The organism is Leptospira kemamanensis (assembly GCF_004769665.1).
GTDB lineage: Bacteria > Spirochaetota > Leptospiria > Leptospirales > Leptospiraceae > Leptospira_A > Leptospira_A kemamanensis.
This window is the reverse complement of record NZ_RQGG01000010.1, coordinates 84903-103532: the sequence shown is the minus strand read 5'-3', so window position 1 is coordinate 103532 and position 18630 is coordinate 84903. Positions and strand designations below refer to the sequence as shown.

The window sequence follows — 18630 nt, the reverse complement described above, 5'->3', positions numbered from 1 at the left end:
TTTAATCCTCTTCTAAATCAAAACTGATGGGCAAACGATGTGCCATACGTGTAGGTTTCCCCTTGTCATACCCAGGAGAAAATCTTGCTCTTTGGATGATTCGGATGGCTGCTTCATCAAATCCATACCCAGCGCGACCTGAAACAATTTTTACGCCTTGGAGTACACCTTGTTCGTCTACTTGGACCATGACAACGACAGTCTTTTGGCTGATATTGGCAGCTTTGGCAGCTTCCGGGAAATAAGCTTTGAGATCAAAATCAATGATGGGAGTCGGAGGTCTGTCGCCGTTGAAGGAAAACAAATATCCATCTTTGTCTGTTCCATTTCCAGACAATTGGTTTGGGTTTAAGTCAGAATTGTCAGGTTTGTCTTCGGCGTCTTTATTAGAGCCTTCCACCCATTCTTGTTTTTCCACAGGAGCCGGGCTTGAAGTTCCACCTATGAGCTCTGGTGGGATTTCTTCAAAGGAAACATCTACATCTTCCATAGAAGTTTCCTGGAAGGCAGCTTCACTAGGTAAGGTGAGTATGAAATACACTAAATAACAAAATACATGTAAACTTACAGAAACAAATAAACTGGCTCGGAAAAGTCCGAACCGTCTGAGTTTGTATTGTAAAAACAATGTAAATGATTTCATGAAACTACTGTTTAATGATGGATATTGGGAGTGGAACTGGAAGATTGGTTGTGTTTTCCACTCGTGATAAAACTCGCATGGATTTCTTTGGAAAGGATTTCCAATTGTCCAATCACAAGTTTCATTTTGCGAGTGAAGTAGTTATTGGCCATTACAACTGGAATAGCAACTGCAAGACCTGCTGCCGTTGCAAGAAGGGCCGTTGAGATACTACGCATCACCACTTCTGCACCAGAATTTCCAAGAGTTCCCAAACCATAAAAAGCTTTGATCACACCAAGAACCGTTCCGAGTAATCCAATAAAAGGAGTGTTGTTCCCGAGAGTGTTGAGGATGGGGAGTCGTTCTTCCAAACTCAGTTTTTCTTTCAGAATTTTCCCTTCCATAAGTTCCGACAGACCCTTATGGTTTTCTTTTTCTCGTTCCAAAACAAAATGAATGAAACGAGTGTAAGAATTTTCCATTGGGTGGCTTTCGAGTAATTTCTCGGTGCCTTTGAGATCACGGTGGCGAATGAGAAGAGTGAGGGAATCAAGCAGTGATTCCGATTCTTTGTTAAAATTGCGTTTATAAACAATGAACCTTTCGATGAATACAGCTATGGCGAGGATACTCGCGAGTAACATCACGAGGAAGATGATTTTTTCCCCAAGGTCTACGAATTCTTGCATTTTGGAACCTTCTAACGGACAGAATCCAATTCCTTGGACAACAATCAAAGAGAAAATTTACAGAAAAAGAACTTCGGTTGATCCCAATTCCACCCCAAAGAAAGAATGATTCCAAGGATTGGTATGAAGGCAAAAAACATTCTTCTGAACAGTTTTGGGGTTCTTTTCATTGGTTTCGGTGTATTTCTCGTCGTGTTCTATGCTACAAAATCTTGGGAGACCTTTCTCCAAATTTGTCCCAACAAAGATTTTTTGTCTTGGGATGAAAACATACGACTGAACCAAGTACTCGACCAGTACGTAGATTTTCGAAATGGAAATTGGTTTTATGGAGTGATGCCATTTTTAGAAAGTCCGACGTGGCCACCACTTCGCTCCATCTTAACATTTGTTACCTTGTATTTGCCGATGGATGCATACGAAACCTATCGAGATAGTTTCCTTGGGATGCTCTTTTTAATTTTAGTGTATCCAGGTTTGGTTTACACGTCCTACCGGATGTCAAAGTCTCTTTTTTGGTCGGGACTTTTTTCGACCTTAATTTTTATCCTCACCATTCAAACGGTGGAAGTGCCAGCGTATTCATTGTCTTCCATGTTGGAAACTCAGTCGATGTTTTTCCTTTTACTTTCCATTTATGCAATTTACCGTTTGTACGACACCGACAATCGGGAACGAGAGATTGATGGCACAACGAAATGGCTCGTCTTTGTTTCCTTATTTGGATTTTACTTCACCAAGTATCCGTATGGAATTTTGTTTTTTATGGCATGTTTTGCCTATGAACTCATCAGGTCTCCTGGTAAATACAAAGATGTACTGCTATATCTATTAAAACAATACGCGAGAGGCATTCGACTTGTATATTTGGTATTTGTTGTCCTGATGGTGTTTTCCTTACCAGTTTTGCGAGTGGTGACAAAAATCAACCTCAACCAAAAAAGCTTCAAACAATTTATGTTTGGAATCACCTTTGTTTTGTTTGTTGACCTATCTGTTTATTTATTCCGTAATCGCGATGCTGTGAAGAGGATTTTCCCAAAAACTGCAGTGGTGCTTTGGGTTTATGCGATTTTCCCTGCATTTGTATGGTTATTTTTGAATCCGGACAGAGTGAACGCTCTGATTGATGCTCAAATGATTGTAAATGCATACACCCGAAGTTTTTTTCTTACACTTTGGACAGAACCTGGGAAAGATCCATCTGTTCCTGGAGTTTTTGATTTCATTTGGGGATTTCGAACTCTAGTTTTATTTTCAGCCTTGTCTTTGTTATACTTTTTTGTGCGCACAAAAGAAACCATTTGGAATAAAATCAAAGACCCATTGGTTGCGGGCACATTCATTCTATTTTTAGAACTTTTGATTTTGGAACTCACCACAGGAAACAAACAACCAAGGCATGTTTTACAATTTATCCCTGCCATTGGTCTTGTAGGTTTTTTATGGATCTTAAGGCTTTATGATTTAGCAGACCATAGGTTCCAAAAAATTACTTCTGTTTCTGTGATCCTGATCTCAACCAGTTTTGTATTTTATAATTCTCTATACGAACAAGGGATTTTGTCGGGTAAGTTTTATGAGTCCAAAATGTTTTGTTATCGAGGGATGAATGCTAGTGACTTCCAACCAGCAAGGGAAATTGCCGAACATGTTTCTCCTGAAAAAAAATACATTCTCATCAATGCCTTCCACTTCCAGGAGAAATATGAAACGAGAGGACGATTGATCGCTTCTGACTTTGACCTTGCGATGAAACTTCGCACCTACAAACAGGGAATGGTACGAAATGACAACAAGTTTCGATGGAAAGATTGGACAAATTTTGATTCTGTTCTTTTATTAAGCGACGTTTGTCCTGATAGTTTTGTAGAAGAAAAATTCGAAAATCGTACAAAAATGTTGAACAGTAAGTCAACATTGCTGTCTACTTACAGAGAGAGCTCCGGTATCGCTTGTTTACAAGAGTACAAATTGCTAAAATAGAGAAAAATTCATGAGTATTGCTTCCTTTTCGATCAAACGACCTATTTTTATTTCCTCTCTTGTGATCATCATGGTGATCACAGGATACATCTCCTTAAAACGAATTGGTGTCGATTTATTCCCTGATATCAACATTCCTTTTGTTGTGGTGTCCACTGTGTACCCAGGTGCTGGCCCAGAAGAAATTGAAACTTCTATCTCCAAACCTTTGGAAGAAGAACTCAGTTCCATTTCGGGACTCAAACGAATCACTTCCCGAAACCAAGAGGGAATCTCTCTTGTGTTTGCCGAGTTCAGTTTGACCACAGACATCAAATATGCCGAACAACAAGTACGGGACAAAACAGCAAGGGTGAAACCACTTTTCCCCGAGGCTTCCAAAGAACCACTGGTACAAAGGTTTGATCCATCGGACCAACCGATCATGCGAATCTCTTTGTTTGCGGATTTGCCAGAAGGGGAACTTTATGATTTGGCAAAAGAAAAAATCAAAACCAAATTAGAACAAGTAAACAACGTGGGTGCAGTGAAAATCATCGGTGGATCTCGCCGTGAAATTCACATAGAGCTCGATCGAAATAAAATCAATTCTTACCAAGTCCCAGCCATCGCGATTGGGAACCAAATCAAAAACTCAGGTGTGAATATTCCTGCTGGTAAAGTGGAAGGTGGCGAAAAAGAAACCAGTTTTCGTACAGTAGCCAAATACGAATCCTTATCTCAAATTGAAAACACAGTTGTTTCCTTTGGTGGTGAATTTGGAAGAGGAGTTCTTGTCAAAGACCTCGGTCAAGTGAAAGACACATTACAAGACCGCCAAACACTGGGACTACTGTACGCACCCATCAAAGTAGAGGAACACGAAGAACCTTCTATCATTGGAAAGTTATTATTCAAATACGATGCTCCCAAAAAAGAAAGAGTCCAAAAAAAGGCACTTTTCCTAGATGTATACAAACAATCGGGTGCTAACACGGTGGAAGTGGCGGATGGTATTTTAGGAAAAATTGATACCATCAATGACCAAATCAAAGACTACAAAGGTGCACCGAAAGTCATCCTCATCCGAGATGGATCCAAATGGATTCGTGCCAATATTGAAGATGTGACGATCGCCATCATTCTTGGGATTTTTCTCGCAGTCCTTGTAGTGTATTTATTCCTTGGGAATGTTCGTTCCACTTTGATTACAGGGATGGCTCTACCTAACTCGATGTTAGGTGCCTTTATCATCATGTATGCTATGGGTTTTACCATGAACGTGATGACACTTCTTGCCTTATCCCTTGCTGTTGGACTCCTTGTGGATGATGCCATTGTCGTTAGGGAAAACATTTTCCGAAAACTCGAAGAAGGGGAGTCTGTCATTGTCGCGGCAAGAAAAGGAACGGAAGAGGTGACACTTGCCGTCATTGGAACTTCCCTCACAGTCATTGCAGTGTTCCTTCCTATCGGATTTTTATCAGGGATTGTAGGTCAGTTCTTCAAACAGTTCGGTTTGACAGTGGTGTTTGCCATGATCATCTCTCTCTTTGATGGTCTTACCGTAGCACCCATGTTATCTGCTTATTTTGCAGGGAAAAACGATATCCACAAAGAAAAAAATATAGTTCTCCGTTACTTTGATAAATTCCAAGATTTTTTGGACAGAATGTACGGCATCATCATGAAGTTTGCCCTAAAAAAACCATGGGCCGTCATTCTTCTTACCTTTTTAACGTTAATCACTAGTATTTTTTCCTTGGCCTTTGTGAAAAAGACCTTCCTCCCACCAAATGACCAAGGGGAATTTATGGTGAATGTGGAGATGGCTCCTGGAACTTCATTGAATGGAACTTCTGAAGTGGTCGCTCAAATCCAAAATGAAATCATCAAAAATGTTCCTGAATTAGAACTACTGGCGACAGTGATTGGAAACTCCGATGGAGAGTCCAATATCGCAACCATTGGAGTGGCTCTCCTTCCTTCGGAATACAGAAAACGAACCACAGGGGATGTGAAAGACCAAATCCGCGATGTGTTAAAAGCGTATCCACAGGCAAGACCTAAGGTAAACGACTACTCAGCGATCGGTGGTGGAGTCCAATATCCGTTTAACCTCAACTTAAAAGGGGAAAACTTAAAAGATTTGGAAGCCTATTCCTTTAAGGTGATGGAAGAACTCCGTAAGATCCCTGACCTTACCGATGTGGACACAACGTACAGAACGGGAAAACCAGAATTCCAAGTGGTGCCTAACCGAGCCAAGATGCAAACGGTTGGTGTCGTTGCCGGGGTCATGGGAGCCGAACTTCGTTACCACATTGAAGGTGGGGAAGTTGCCAAGTATTTAGAAAATGGAATTGAATATGACGTAAGATTACGTCTGCGAGAGGACCAAAGAAATTTACGAACTTCCTTTTACGAAACACGAGTTCCGAATATTCAAAACCGTCTCATTCCTCTCAGTGCCATTGCTGATGGAAAAGAAAGTTCATCACCAGCAAGGATCATCCGAGAAGATCGTTCTCGTGTGGTGCCAGTCAATGCGAACCTTGCACCTGGGGGAGCCATTGCTTCTGCCTCTGAATCCGCCGTGAAAATTTTGAAAGAAAAACTACCACCACCTCCTGGAATTACTTATTCCTTCGTGGGACAGTCTGAAGACTTCAAAGAGTTATTACAAAACATCGTTTTAGCGTTTGGAATGGCACTTATCTTCATTTATCTAGTGTTAGCTTCTCTTTATGAGTCCTTTATCACGCCAATTACGATTTTATTTGCCATTCCACCGGCGATTTCGGGTGCCTTTTTTGCCCTAGCTTTGACTGGTGAAATGTTAAACCTCTTTAGTATGATTGGACTCATTCTACTCATGGGTCTTGTTGCTAAGAACTCCATTCTTCTTGTGGACCATGCTATGCTTGCGATGCGGGAACATGGAATGTCGCGGGACGAAGCTATCTTTGATGCTGGTTCAAAACGACTTAGACCAATTCTTATGACATCCCTTGCGATGATTGCAGGAACACTTCCCATTGCCCTTGGAATTGGGGAAGCTTCGAAATCGAGAACGGCGATGGGAATTGCCATCATCGGTGGTCTCATCCTTTCCACTCTCATTACACTCATTGTGGTGCCTGCAGTTTTTGGATACATAGACAGAATTCGAGAAAAAATCGAAGGTGCTTTCCGTCCTGAATACGAAATTCGACCTGAAGATTTGGAAGATTGATGAATTTCGGAAACAGGATTGGGATTAGGTTTTCAATTTAAACTTGCCCAAACTTTGAATTCGGTGTTCTCTAGCTATCATGTCTAGCGAACGCCGAATCTACAAACGTATCTCTGAAAAAGTCCATCTCACCTACCGTGTGATCCAAATGGGAGCAGGCTCTGCGCAGTTCCTTCCGAGTGACAAAGGAGAAGGGGATTCACAAGACATTTCGGAAGGGGGACTCCTCTTTCGCACCAAAGAACCTATGTCTTTGGGGACAAGGTTGGAGTTAGAACTTCGTTTTCCGGACGTGAAGTATGTTTTGTATCCCAAAGCGAAAGTGGTTCGTTTGGAAGAATTTGGTGAAGGTGCTTTTTATGAAGTGGGACTTGAATTCAACCAAATCTTTGAGGATGATAAAAAACTTTTGTTAGAACACATCCATCGATTGGAAGTGTAATCTGGATCTTGTTGATTTTGATTTTTATCGATTTTCAATACCACTCCGATGAAACAAGGGATCATACCAACTTTATTTCGCTCTGATTTTGATCCCATTTCGCTGATTGCTGTTTATTCAGAAATCCTTAATAAATTATATCTATTAGGTTTTGCTTATACACTTGCTTATGCACAAAGTGTTTACTTGGAGTGGGGGAATTTGGACCAAACCAATTTTTACCTTTCCTTTTTGCAATTATGCATCAGTCTTTTTTTGGTTGGGATTTCTTTTTTTTACCAAAACGTCAATCCTACCATTTTAAAATTGGTTCGTTTCTCATTTTTCCTTTTAGTGTTAGTCGAAATCGAAACCGGTTTCCATGACCCAAACATTTCCTATTTTGATCCCAGAAATTGGTTAACGATCATTGCTTTAATTGGTACTTCTTTATTTTTTTACCCTGGTCTTGTTTGGCAATTTATCTTAGAATGGACGATCGTCTTTTTTGTATACTTAGCGCGTGTTATGCTAAAAAATGAAGGATTCATTCCCACAGAAACATGGCGAGAGATGTCAACCACCGTGCCTTTGTTTTTGGTTTCTTTTTTTCTCAACCATTGGTGGTTCCAAACACGTTACATCGCTGCCTACCGCGGGATGTTACTCGAAGAAAAACGTAGGACTTTTTTCCAAGACATCCATGACAGTTTAGGATCCAAACTCACAGATTTGTTTTTACTTTGCCAATCAATGGAACAAAATCCAAACGAGATCAACGCAACTCAAATCCAAAAATCCAAGGAATTGGCAAGTGACGCCTTACAATCGTTACGCCATCAAGTGAAAGAAGAAGACCAGAGAGAAATTTTACAAGAGTCTCTCATCGATGGAATTCATTTGTTTGTCAAAAAACGATACAAATCACTTGGCCGAGAGTTCTCCATTGTTTTTGATTCCAGAGAAGAAGACAAACTCATCCAAATCAAAGAACCAGAACATGCCCACCATCTCTTACAAATCTTAAAAGAAATCACCACAAATGACTTACGACATGGGATCGGTAAAACCACTTGCCAGGTGAGTGTTGGAATCGAATCTTTAACCATTCAATTTTACCCTGAGTCGCAATCGGAATCTGAGTCTGAGTCTGAGTCTCTTGTTCCCCAAACAATTGGAAGCAATCCAGAAGTCCTTTCGACGGATTTGGGTCTCGGTGTGAAAGGGATTGAACAGCGAATCCAATTTTTACAGGGAGAAGTGAAGTTTCTGGAATCTCCTTACCAAATTTTGATTACCTTACCGAAATCGTTATTTATCATATGAATCAAATCTTAGTTGGAATCATCGAAGACAATCCCGATTATCTCAAGTCCCTTACGGATGTATTACAAACCCAAGGGAATGTTTCGCTATTGACTTGGAATTCCGCCGAGACCTTTTTCCAAAATCCACCGAAAGAAGAACTCCAACTTCTTTTGGTCGACATTGGTCTTCCTGGAGAAAGTGGGATCGATGTCCTAAAAAAATACCATATTATGGATTCTCGGAAAAGCCTCGTTCTTTCTTCCTTACAAACAGATGATGTGATCTTTGCGGCGATCCAATCGGGTGCTTCTGGTTATATTTGGAAATCAGAATTGGATTCTCTGACAGATACGATCCAAACCATTTTGGAGGGAGGGAGTGTGATCTCGCCTTCCATAGCCACAAAAGTGCTTTTGTCATTTCGAAGTCCGAAACCAAATCCGATTGGGAAACTGGGCCCAAAACCCAAAGAATCAGGTTTAGAAGTTCTCACTCCTAGGGAAAGGCAAATCCTCGAACTCATCATTGAAGGCGACAATCCACCTCAAATTGCTCAGTTATTTGGAACCACAGTTGGGACTGTTAGGCAACAAATCAAAACGATCTATAAAAAACTCCAAGTGAATACGCGAGTGCAGATGTTAAAGAAAGCTCGTTTGTTCGGCATTTTTTAATTCGAACTCCCTTTTCTTTTTTATACCATTTGGTAGATAGACGAATGGAGGAAAACATCATATACTAATCACAAGTTGGAATCTCATTCATTTGAACCGAGTCACAAAAATCCGTTGAATCCCTATCTTTGGAATGGACTCAGGATTCTCTTCTGGTTTGGGATGTATTGTTTGATGTTGTTTGTTTTAAACTTTTTCCACTAAATTCCAACCATAGGACTCGATCCTATCGAAAACCAATTCCTTTATTTTCCTTTAAATGAATGATAACCTTAGCACACACCATCGTGTCCCAAACACGGTGGTGTTTTTTTTATTTTCCGAGAAGAGTTTTGATTTCGCGTAGGAGTGTGGATTTCCCACTCATCAGTTTGGATTCTGAAATAGCGATGGCTTCTTTTTTCCCTTCTTTGGCAAAAAACTGATCTAACACTGCTTCCCGCAAAGATTCTTCAAACCAAGTTTTCGTTTGGTCTTCGCGATTTTTCGCATAATAACCGTTTGTTTTTGTGGTGGTGATGTAGTCTTGGATGAGATTCCAAATTTCATCGATTCCTTTTCCTCCAAGTCCACTGCAAGTGGTGGCACGAGGTGTCCATTTGGATTCGGGAGCAGGGAAGAGGTGGAGAGCGGATTCATATTCGGCTCTGGCACGAGTGGCATAGGCTTCATTTTGGCCATCGGCTTTGTTGATGGCAATGAGGTCTGCCATCTCCATAATCCCCCGTTTGATCCCTTGGAGTTCGTCTCCCGCACCTGCAAGCATGAGTAACAAAAAGAAATCCACCATGGAATGGACTTGGGTTTCCGATTGTCCTACACCCACGGTTTCAATGATGATGGTATCAAATCCGGCCGCTTCACAAAGATACATGCTCTCTCGTGTTTTTCGTGCCACTCCGCCAAGCGAACCACTGCTAGGTGAAGGACGGATAAAGGCATTTTCTGATTTGGACAAAACTTCCATTCTCGTTTTATCACCCAGGATAGAACCTCTAGTGCGCTGGCTACTTGGGTCGATGGCGAGTACGGCAAGTTTTCTATTTTGTTCTAAAATGAAACTTCCAAAACTTTCAATGAAGGTAGATTTTCCCACACCTGGAACACCAGTGATCCCAATGCGAATGGAGTTTCCTACCTTCGGCATCACGAGCTCCAAGATGGCCTGGGCTTTGTCATTGTGTTCTTCCAAATTGCTTTCCACAAGGGTGATGGCTTTGGAGAGGGTAGTTCGGTTTCCCGAAAGGATTCCGTCTGCAAGAGATTCTGGCGTGGTTTCTTTTTTCGATAAGGATTTTCGTTGTTCTTTGATATAAGGAGAGATGGCAGGAGCATCCGCAACACCAGGATTCACCGAAAGGGCAGACTTATGCCCTTCGTTGTCACTCGAACGATTTGGTTTCTCTGAGTCTTTGTTTTCCTGATTCATTTGATTCTCTATGAAGATTACGAAAGTCGCGGTCGTATTTTGAATGCTGTTTGTCAGACACCAAACGAACCCCGACTGCCAGATTGACAAGTCGGTGATTGTTGTTTGATTTGGTGTATTCCCGAAACTTTGCTTTTAGTGGTAAACCTTACGCGGCTCTTCGTTCGCCGAGTAACAAATTGAGGATTTGTTTGGCAGCTTCCGAAATCACAGTTCCTGGTCCAAAAATCGCTGTAGCACCTGATTTGTAGAGGAAGTCGTAATCCTGTGCTGGGATGACCCCACCCACAACAACTAACACATCTTCTGCGCCAAGTTTTTTCAATTCTTCAATCACTTGCGGAACCAAGGTTTTGTGTCCAGCCGCAAGAGAAGATACCCCAAGGATGTGGCAGTCATTTTCTACCACTTGTTTGGCAACTTCAGCAGGTGTTTGGAAAAGAGGCCCGATATCAACGTCAAACCCCATATCGGCAAAACTTGTGGAGATTACCTTGGCACCACGGTCATGGCCATCTTGTCCCATTTTGGCAACCATGATCCTTGGACGACGGCCTTCGAGTTTGGCAAATTCGTCGGCAAGTCCCCGTGCTTCGATATAACCTTTGTCTTCGGAAATTTCTGAGGAATACACTCCCGAGATGGATCTAATCACAGCTTTATACCTCCCGAATACTTTTTCCATAGCATATGAAATTTCACCGAGAGAGGCACGTTTGCGTGCGGCATCCACTGCGAGTTCGAGTAAGTTCCCGTTACCAGTTTCTCCACATTTGGTAATGGCGTTTAACGCAGCTTCTACTGCTGTGTTGTCACGGTCTTTTTTCATTTGTTCGAGTCGTTTGATTTGGGCGAGTCGAACCGCAGTGTTATCAATATCTAAAATATCAAGAGGGGCTTCCTTATCCAAACGGAATCGGTTCACTCCGACAATCACATCCTTCCCAGAGTCGATACGAGCTTGTTTTCTTGCGGATGCTTCTTCGATGCGCATCTTAGGAATTCCCGTCTCAATCGCTTCTGCCATACCACCTAATTTTTGTACTTCGGTGATGAGGTCCCATGCTTTGTGGACTAAATCGTTTGTGAGTTTTTCCACATAAAAAGATCCACCCCAAGGGTCGATGACACGGTGGATGTTGGTTTCTTCTTGGAGATAAATTTGTGTGTTACGAGCAATCCTCGCTGAGAAGTCAGTCGGAAGGGCAATCGCTTCATCAAGAGCATTCGTGTGAAGGGATTGTGTATGGCCAAGGGCTGCTGCCATGGCTTCGATACAAGTTCGTCCCACGTTATTGAATGGGTCTTGTTCTGTGAGGGACCATCCAGACGTTTGGCAGTGGGTTCGTAGTGCCAAAGACTTTGTAGACTTTGGTTGGAATTGGTTTACGATTTTGGCCCAAAGCAGACGCCCGGCACGCATCTTGGCAATCTCCATAAAATGGTTCATTCCAATCGCCCAAAAGAAAGAGAGGCGAGGTGCAAATTCATCTACGGAAAGTCCAGAAGCGATTCCTGTTTTGATGTATTCCCAACCATCCGCAAGTGTATAAGCAAGTTCCAAATCAGCAGTGGCTCCGGCTTCTTGCATATGATAACCAGAGATGGAGATGGAGTTAAACTTCGGCATGTACTTGGAAGTATACCCAAAGATGTCCGCGATGATTTTCATCGAATGTTTTGGTGGGTAGATGTAAGTGTTCCGCACCATAAACTCTTTCAAAATATCATTTTGGATGGTACCAGAAAGTTTGTCTTTCGAAACCCCTTGTTCTTCTGCTGCCACAATGTAGAAGGCAAGGACTGGGATGACCGCACCGTTCATCGTCATGGAAACCGACATTTGATCGAGAGGGATTTGGTCGAAGAGGATCTTCATGTCGAGGACAGAGTCAATCGCAACCCCCGCTTTTCCCACATCGCCTACCACTCGTTCGTGGTCGGAATCATATCCGCGATGTGTCGCCAGGTCAAAGGCAACGGAAAGTCCCTTTTGCCCTGCGGCTAAGTTTCTACGATAAAAGGCATTTGATTCTTCTGCCGTGGAAAATCCAGCGTATTGGCGCACCGTCCAAGGTTTGTTTACATACATGGTGGAATATGGTCCACGTAAGTAAGGAGGAATTCCCGCCGCGTAGTTTAGGTGTTCCAAACCTTCCAAATCAGTAGGTTGGTACCGTGATTGGATGGATATCCCTTCTGCTGTTTGCCAAAGAGAAATGGACTTTGGGTCAGGTTTCGGAGCGCTAAAGGAAAGTGGAGTTGTTGCAAAATTTGGTTTCTTCATGTTATTTCCCGATCCATTTGGTTTGGGCTTTTTCCATAAACTCTACGAGGTTACGTTTCATGTGGATGAAGTCGTCGATCCCGAGGGATTCCGCTTGGCTCACTAAGTCTTTTGGGTAACCTGCAAGGAGTTTCCAAGCCTTTGGAAGTTGGGTTGCCATTTCCTTGGCAAATTCAGGAAGGTAGGTCGCATACTCTTCGTCAGACGAACAAAGTACTACGATCTCGGCTCCCGATTCTTTTGCTTTGGTCACTCCTTCTTTTACAGAAGAAAATCCCAGGTTGTCTGTGATTTCGTATCCAAGGCAACCGATGAAATTGGAACTAAAACCAGCTCGTGCTTTTCGCATGGTTAAGTCCCCAATGGTCAGTAAAAATACCTTGGGAGCTTTTTTCCCAGAAGCCACATGGAGGTCTGTTTTGTTTCTCCACTTGTCAAATTCATAAGAGAGTCTGAGTGGCACCAAACGTTCGTATGTTGATTTTTCTGAGTAAGAAAGGCGTTTTTCAGTTTCGGCCACGGAATCTTTTAATTCGGCATGTCGTTCTGTTGGAAGTGGGTATTGGTTGGTTCCAAGCAGGATTTCTTTTTTAGTAGCAAGAGCTTCCCGTTTTTTGGAAGCACGAGTTTGGATTTCTTTTTGGATGGTTCCTTTTTTCAAAGAGGCACCAAATCCTCCGTCTTTTTCCACAGTTTGGAATTTTTCCCAAGCCGTTTCTGCGAGTTTTTTTGTGAGGACTTCCAAGTAGTAAGAACCAGAGGCAGGGTCTTCCACTTTGTCGAGGAAAGATTCGTAACGAAGTAGGAGTTGTGCATTCCTTGCAATTCGTTTGCCTAATTCTTGTTTTGTGGTGTATTCCGAATCAAAAGGAGATACTGCGATGAAATCAGCACCTCCAATCACAGCAGACATAGCAGCTGTAGTTCCCCGTAACATATTCACGTAAGGGTCGTACGCAGTGTACTGAAAATTGGAAGTTTGGGCAAGGATCAGGGCAGGAAGTGTTTCTCCGAGACCTGGTTTATAAGCATTGAGAATTTCTGACCAAAGGATTCGCATAGCGCGGAATTTGGCGATCTCTGTGAAGTAATCGGAACCAATTCCCATCCAAAACCAAAGGTTTGCCGCCGCATCTTCGACGGACACTCCCGCATCCAAATGTTGGTTTAGGTAGTCCACTCCCCAAGAGAGGGAATACGCAAGTTCTTGGCCAATCGATGCACCAGAATCCCGTAAGTACAAACTATGAATTCCGACTCCAGAGAACCCTTTGGTTCCCGAGAGGGATTGGAAGGATTTCCCAATCGTATTTTCTTCGCAACCAAGTTCCCCACAAAGGAGGGCAGTTCCATATGGGTCAAAGTCGCCAAGTACCATGTTATGCGAAGATGTGAGTTTTTTGAAGGTATCGCTGAACTTTGGAGTTCGTGTGGCAAGAGAGACAATGAGGGGAATTTCACCCACTGATTTTGCGAGAGATTCTAGGTCGGATGCCGAGGAAATTTTACATCCATACACTCTCCCCGCTTCTTCGTGGGAAACAAGGATGGCGGCATCAACACCTTTCTGTGTTAAAGATTTTGTTTCGGATTCAGAAGTGACAACTTCTGTGACTTTCCAACCAGGGTTTCGTTTGAAAACGCGAGGTAAAACAGGAAGGTCTTCTTTGCGATAAAACGGTTCAATTTTGAAACCCTCTTCGGTATCCCAGGTCACTTTGTCCCAAGGGTTACCTTTGAGGTCTTTGAGGATTTGGTTTTTCCAATCCTCAGTGGATACTTCGGGGAAGTCTGAAAATAAAAATTCGTTCAATTTATTCCTCTACGATTTGGTAATCTTCCATATAACCAGGAAAGTCGCCTAACCCTCGTGTGAAGGTGAATTTTGCAGGATAAACCACAAGTCTCTTCCCGGATTGGATAAAGGTTCCAGAGAGAAGAGTGAAGGGAGAAGCAACGATAAATGCTGCGGTTCCAAGAAGTGTTCCTGCAAGTCCCATGGGACGAGCAACGATGAGATCTATCAACATTTCTCCACCAGATGGGACTTCTCTAGCAGATAAGGTTTGTGTCCAGAAAAGACAGATTAAGAAAAGGATAGACAAAGGTCGTGTTTGTTTCATAGGCTGATCACTCGGGCTTTCCATCTGATGAAATCTCGAGAATGATATCTGTGTAAAGTAAGAAATATGGCTAAAGAAATTGTTTTGTTTGTTCTCTTTTCTATTGTGCATCTACTTGCGATCGTTACGATCTCAAAGGAAGATGTTTTTTATCTACCATCCAAAATCATACCAATCCTCATTTTGATTGTGGCATTGTTTCGTTTTTTCCCCAGTTTGGAAAAACGAGGAAAATTGGTAGCGGTGGGGCTTGTGTTTTCTCTTTTTGGAGATAGTTTTTTAGCCATCCCCAAAGAAGGATATTTCGTACCGGGGCTTGGTTCCTTTCTCATTGCCCAATTGATTTATTCCTATGCCTTCACCATTGACTCCAAAGTCAAACCATTGCTTGCGATTCCATTTTTATTATTTGGAAGTTCCTTTTTTATGGTGCTTGTTCCGAAACTAGGTGCTCTTACCATTCCTGTCGGATTTTATATCTCAGCGATTTGTCTTATGGGATGGAGGGCAGCGGCTAGAAATTCCATCACCAAACCATTTTATTTGGGACTTTTCGGAGCTCTTGTTTTTATTTTATCGGACTCCATCATCGCATATTCGATGTTTCTCAACCGTGAGATGGATCGTTCGATAGCCTCACTTGGCATTATGATCACATATTATCTAGCACAATTGCTGATTTATGCATCCACAAAGACAGAAGAGTTAGACGTTCAATCTGTGAAAAATACTTGATTCACTTCGCTCAAACGAGTATCGTATTTATGGTTTTACAAAACCAGGGAAAGGGATTATGAAATCACTAAAAAAAACATCCTTTATTGAAGCAGTAGCGGCTGCGATTGAACATGAGGTTCAATGTTTCAATTTTTATTTAAAACTTTCTGAAAGTTTACCAGAAGGACAAATTAGAGAACTCTTCAGCCAACTTGCGTTAGATGGTGATGAGCATATCAAATACATCAAAGACATCTATAAAAGTGCAGAAGGGAAAGAACTTCCTAACCTCAAACAACTTTCGGAAATCGAAAAATTCCATTCGTCCACCATCCAAAAGATTATGGACCGTTTGGACCGAAACAAAAATGCAGAAGTCAAAGCTGACGAAAAAAAGGCAATTGAACTTGCGATCCGAGAAGGGGAAGATGCCCGCAATTTTTATGCGACCATCCGTGGAAAATTCCAAGATCCAAAAATCAATTTGTTGTTTCAAAAATTAGCAAATTTTAATGAATCCAACAATTCCCTTTTGGGAGCGCAAGCCATGGCGATGGAACAATCCACACCTGCGGACCAAGTTTTTTATTGGGAAGATGAAGAACTTCTCGCACAAGTCAATTCCTCTTCGAAAGCCCAAGGAAAATCTAAACCAAGTGTGAAACCAAAGGCAACAGCAAAACCAAAAACTTCAGCGAAGGGGAAACCTGTTGCTAAGCCACAAAACAAAGTGAAGGCGAAAAAAGCTGTTAAAAAGGCCGCAAAACCTACACCTAAAAAAGCCAAACCAAAGGCAAAACCGGCAAAGAAAAAAGGTAAGAAAAAATAGTGAAATACCAAGTCACCCATACATTTCCAGTTCCATTAGATAAACTTTTGCATGCAAGAGAGGAGAGATACAAACACCTAGACCAGTTTCCTGATCTAAAAAATGTAACTTTACTCGAAGAAAAAAAAGAAGGAAATCTCATTCACCAAAAACGAAAGGTGAGTTTAGAAGGATCGATGCCTGCCGTATTATCGGCAGCACTCAACGATCTTTCCTTACTCGAAGAGTCTACCTTTGACATTACCACAAACACCCATGAGTTTAAAATTTCCCCACCTGGCAAAGACAATGTCTTTGTTATCAAAGGGAAAAGTAAATACGAGGAAAGTGGTTCTGAGTCCAAACGTTCTTATGATGTGGATGTGGTTTCTAGTTTGCTCTTTGTTTCTCCCATCGTAGAAAAAGCGATCGAAGAAATTCACAAACATAGTTTGGAGAAGGACAGAAAATCCATCGCCAAATTTCTAGGGGTTGAATCCTAAGGAAGAAGTGAAAACTTCTTCCCCTTCGTTTCTACGATCTGTACTCGAGCTCAATTTGACGATCCTCATTATGGGGAACGTCACTTTGTTTGCCAAACTCCTTCCTTTTCCTGCTGTTACCATTATTTCAGGGCGTGCGCTTTTTTCAGTCCTCCTCTTAGGTCTCTTTTTTCTCTTACGTCGTAAGTCTATTACCTACCAAAGTTTTAAACATTTTTGTTATGTATTTGGGATTGGGATTTTGTTTGCTCTGCATTGGGTGACGTACTTTCACTCCATCCAAGTATCTACGGTCGCCGTTGGGATGTTGTCACTGTTTACCTATCCTGTGTTTTCTGCAATTTTAGAACCTATGTTAGGTGGGAAAAGGCCAGAACCATTTGCTTTGTTTTTGGCTTCCTTTTCGCTTTTTGGTTTATTTCTCATTGTGCCAGATTTGTCTTGGGACAACCAAATGTTCCAAGGTGTGGTTTCGGGAGTGGTTTCTGCTGTTTTGTATGCGATTCGTAATCTACTCACAAAAGAGATGCATGTCCATTACCCCAGTTCGCAAATTCTCTTCACCCAACTCTTTGCAACTTCCATTGTGTTACTTCCTTTTGCCAATGGGCTTACCGTGATGCTTGCAGAACCCAAGTATCTCCTTTTCCAAGTGGTCCTTGCAGGAATTTTTACCGCTCTTGCGCATACAATTTGGATTCGTAGTCTCTCAAATTTGTCAGTGACTACAGCAGGAACATTGTCCACACTGAGCCCGATTTATGGAAGTTTGGCGGCATGGTACTTCCTTGGAGAAGTTCCACCCGATCGCTTATGGCTAGGTGGAGCCGTGATTTTGTTTTGTGCGGTGATGGAAGTGTATCGGAAACAGAACGAGGCTCGGCAACGGGAAAAAGAGAAGTTGGTATAAAACGCATCCCGAATTGTCTCGTCTGGTTTAACTGTAGACATTGGGTCTTGCGGTTCGCGCATTAATGACTCACGAGTTCTATGGAATACTGATTGCAATGGAACGGAAAATTGCATTGGGAATGATTGCAACAATATGAATCTTAATATGAGAACAGGAGAATAATATGAAGAATTTCTTTATCTTGCTGTTGGTTGTAAATTGTAATTATTGTAACGAAAGTTCACCTACGGATACAGCTTTATCGAATGTAACAAGTGATCACAAACAAATTGAGGAATCTAAGTTAGTAATAACAGATGAAGATATTATGCTGCGTAAAGATTTCGTCAAAAATGATCTAGGGTTGAGAAAAGAGTGGAAGGGGGTAGCTAAATATTTAAAAAGCGATACTGAAGCAAATTCATACGTTGAGGTATTCATAGACCTTTGTAATTTTCCATACAGTGAAACATTAGTGTTTTTGACTGAGCCTAAACTCAATAGGAAACGAAATTTTATAACATTAAACATAACAGACCAAGATTATCAAATACCGACATTTTGGGTTAACTTTTATATTCCAGGCGACTTTTCATTCAGTGATGATTTCATAGTGGAGCTTTCTTTCGATGCGAAAACTAAAAAGCTTTCATTCTTAGGGAATGAATATTTCAGTCCTATAGAATTCAAGGACTATCGTTGTCGGTTTAATGACTGAACTTTGCCAAAACTAATTTAGCAAACAAATTGTTACTTAAGTTAGACGCTTTCCGCAAACGAAACCGATTCTGAAGACAACGAAATTACGGAAGCCATCGAATTCTTCTTTAATACAAAGGTTTGATCTTTCATTTTGATGGAGGATCCGCTGTTCGAAATTTTGGGTCTGTGGTCAATGGGAGATATAAGAAGCAATGCATTATCTATGCACGTAGATGCTTTTGAATTGTGAGG

Annotated in this window: 16 protein-coding genes; 10 read left to right on the top strand and 6 right to left on the bottom strand. The window is 41.7% G+C overall.

Annotated elements, in window-relative coordinates:
- Window position 1: 1 nt before the first annotated feature.
- Complete coding sequence (locus tag EHQ59_RS03875; protein WP_135617832.1) at window positions 2-643, bottom strand: energy transducer TonB; 642 nt, start codon at window positions 641-643, stop codon at window positions 2-4.
- An 11-nt stretch (window positions 644-654) separates the two neighbouring features.
- Entirely contained in the window at window positions 655-1314 is a 660-nt protein-coding gene (locus EHQ59_RS03870) for a MotA/TolQ/ExbB proton channel family protein (RefSeq protein WP_135617830.1), read from the bottom strand.
- Window positions 1315-1437: 123 nt separating this feature from the next.
- On the opposite strand from EHQ59_RS03870, the gene EHQ59_RS03865 reads away from it, so the two are divergent.
- From EHQ59_RS03865 to EHQ59_RS03845, 5 genes are all read left to right on the top strand, one after another.
- Window positions 1438-3300 carry a hypothetical protein gene (locus tag EHQ59_RS03865; RefSeq protein WP_244245372.1) on the top strand — a complete coding sequence of 621 codons (1863 nt, stop codon included), beginning with the start codon at window positions 1438-1440 and terminating at the stop codon, window positions 3298-3300.
- A 10-nt stretch (window positions 3301-3310) separates the two neighbouring features.
- Window positions 3311-6514, top strand: coding sequence for an efflux RND transporter permease subunit (locus EHQ59_RS03860; RefSeq protein ID WP_135617827.1), 3204 nt, complete (start codon window positions 3311-3313; stop codon window positions 6512-6514).
- 79 nt (window positions 6515-6593) lie between these two features.
- On the top strand, window positions 6594-6956 hold the full coding sequence (locus EHQ59_RS03855) for a PilZ domain-containing protein (protein WP_135617826.1): 363 nt from the start codon (window positions 6594-6596) through the stop codon (window positions 6954-6956).
- A gap of 48 nt (window positions 6957-7004) precedes the next feature.
- Window positions 7005-8261, top strand: coding sequence for a sensor histidine kinase (locus EHQ59_RS03850; protein WP_135617825.1), 1257 nt, complete (start codon window positions 7005-7007; stop codon window positions 8259-8261).
- Window positions 8258-8917, top strand: coding sequence for a response regulator transcription factor (locus EHQ59_RS03845; protein ID WP_135617824.1), 660 nt, complete (start codon window positions 8258-8260; stop codon window positions 8915-8917). Before EHQ59_RS03850 ends, EHQ59_RS03845 begins: the two co-directional genes overlap by 4 nt.
- A gap of 313 nt (window positions 8918-9230) precedes the next feature.
- Here the strand turns inward: EHQ59_RS03845 and meaB are convergent, their stop codons facing one another.
- The 4 genes from meaB to EHQ59_RS03825 form a co-directional block, all read right to left on the bottom strand.
- Window positions 9231-10346: a methylmalonyl Co-A mutase-associated GTPase MeaB gene (gene meaB, locus EHQ59_RS03840; RefSeq protein WP_135617823.1), complete on the bottom strand. Its 1116-nt coding sequence runs from the start codon at window positions 10344-10346 to the stop codon at window positions 9231-9233.
- A 148-nt stretch (window positions 10347-10494) separates the two neighbouring features.
- A complete protein-coding gene (gene scpA, locus EHQ59_RS03835) occupies window positions 10495-12633 on the bottom strand; it encodes a methylmalonyl-CoA mutase (RefSeq protein WP_135617822.1) in 2139 nt (712 codons plus the stop codon).
- A gap of 1 nt (window position 12634) precedes the next feature.
- The gene (locus tag EHQ59_RS03830) at window positions 12635-14446 is read right to left on the bottom strand and encodes a methylmalonyl-CoA mutase family protein (RefSeq protein WP_135617821.1); all 1812 of its coding nucleotides are present in this window, start codon (window positions 14444-14446) and stop codon (window positions 12635-12637) included.
- Between the two features lies 1 nt (window position 14447).
- Complete coding sequence (locus tag EHQ59_RS03825; RefSeq protein WP_244245371.1) at window positions 14448-14756, bottom strand: hypothetical protein; 309 nt, start codon at window positions 14754-14756, stop codon at window positions 14448-14450.
- 66 nt (window positions 14757-14822) lie between these two features.
- Here EHQ59_RS03825 and EHQ59_RS03820 point away from each other — a divergent pair, with 66 nt between their 5' ends.
- From EHQ59_RS03820 to EHQ59_RS03800, 5 genes are all read left to right on the top strand, one after another.
- Window positions 14823-15491, top strand: coding sequence for a lysoplasmalogenase (locus EHQ59_RS03820; RefSeq protein WP_135617820.1), 669 nt, complete (start codon window positions 14823-14825; stop codon window positions 15489-15491).
- Between the two features lie 58 nt (window positions 15492-15549).
- Window positions 15550-16302 (top strand): ferritin-like domain-containing protein, encoded by a 753-nt coding sequence (locus tag EHQ59_RS03815; protein WP_135617819.1) that lies wholly within the window; start codon window positions 15550-15552, stop codon window positions 16300-16302.
- Window positions 16302-16784 (top strand): DUF2505 family protein, encoded by a 483-nt coding sequence (locus tag EHQ59_RS03810; protein ID WP_135617818.1) that lies wholly within the window; start codon window positions 16302-16304, stop codon window positions 16782-16784. Before EHQ59_RS03815 ends, EHQ59_RS03810 begins: the two co-directional genes overlap by 1 nt.
- 7 nt (window positions 16785-16791) lie before the next feature.
- The gene (locus EHQ59_RS03805; RefSeq protein ID WP_341867134.1) at window positions 16792-17694 is read left to right on the top strand and encodes a DMT family transporter; all 903 of its coding nucleotides are present in this window, start codon (window positions 16792-16794) and stop codon (window positions 17692-17694) included.
- Window positions 17695-17860: 166 nt separating this feature from the next.
- The gene (locus tag EHQ59_RS03800) at window positions 17861-18394 is read left to right on the top strand and encodes a hypothetical protein (protein WP_135617817.1); all 534 of its coding nucleotides are present in this window, start codon (window positions 17861-17863) and stop codon (window positions 18392-18394) included.
- The last annotated feature ends 236 nt before the right edge of the window (window positions 18395-18630 follow it).

Coding starts and splice junctions, on each gene's coding strand:
- EHQ59_RS03875 (WP_135617832.1), bottom strand. CDS start 643: ATGAAATCATTTACATTGTTTTTACAATACAAACTCAGACGGTTCGGA.
- EHQ59_RS03870 (WP_135617830.1), bottom strand. CDS start 1,314: ATGCAAGAATTCGTAGACCTTGGGGAAAAAATCATCTTCCTCGTGATG.
- EHQ59_RS03865 (WP_244245372.1), top strand. CDS start 1,438: ATGAAGGCAAAAAACATTCTTCTGAACAGTTTTGGGGTTCTTTTCATT.
- EHQ59_RS03860 (WP_135617827.1), top strand. CDS start 3,311: ATGAGTATTGCTTCCTTTTCGATCAAACGACCTATTTTTATTTCCTCT.
- EHQ59_RS03855 (WP_135617826.1), top strand. CDS start 6,594: ATGTCTAGCGAACGCCGAATCTACAAACGTATCTCTGAAAAAGTCCAT.
- EHQ59_RS03850 (WP_135617825.1), top strand. CDS start 7,005: ATGAAACAAGGGATCATACCAACTTTATTTCGCTCTGATTTTGATCCC.
- EHQ59_RS03845 (WP_135617824.1), top strand. CDS start 8,258: ATGAATCAAATCTTAGTTGGAATCATCGAAGACAATCCCGATTATCTC.
- meaB (WP_135617823.1), bottom strand. CDS start 10,346: ATGAATCAGGAAAACAAAGACTCAGAGAAACCAAATCGTTCGAGTGAC.
- scpA (WP_135617822.1), bottom strand. CDS start 12,633: ATGAAGAAACCAAATTTTGCAACAACTCCACTTTCCTTTAGCGCTCCG.
- EHQ59_RS03825 (WP_244245371.1), bottom strand. CDS start 14,756: ATGAAACAAACACGACCTTTGTCTATCCTTTTCTTAATCTGTCTTTTC.
- EHQ59_RS03820 (WP_135617820.1), top strand. CDS start 14,823: ATGGCTAAAGAAATTGTTTTGTTTGTTCTCTTTTCTATTGTGCATCTA.
- EHQ59_RS03815 (WP_135617819.1), top strand. CDS start 15,550: ATGAAATCACTAAAAAAAACATCCTTTATTGAAGCAGTAGCGGCTGCG.
- EHQ59_RS03800 (WP_135617817.1), top strand. CDS start 17,861: ATGAAGAATTTCTTTATCTTGCTGTTGGTTGTAAATTGTAATTATTGT.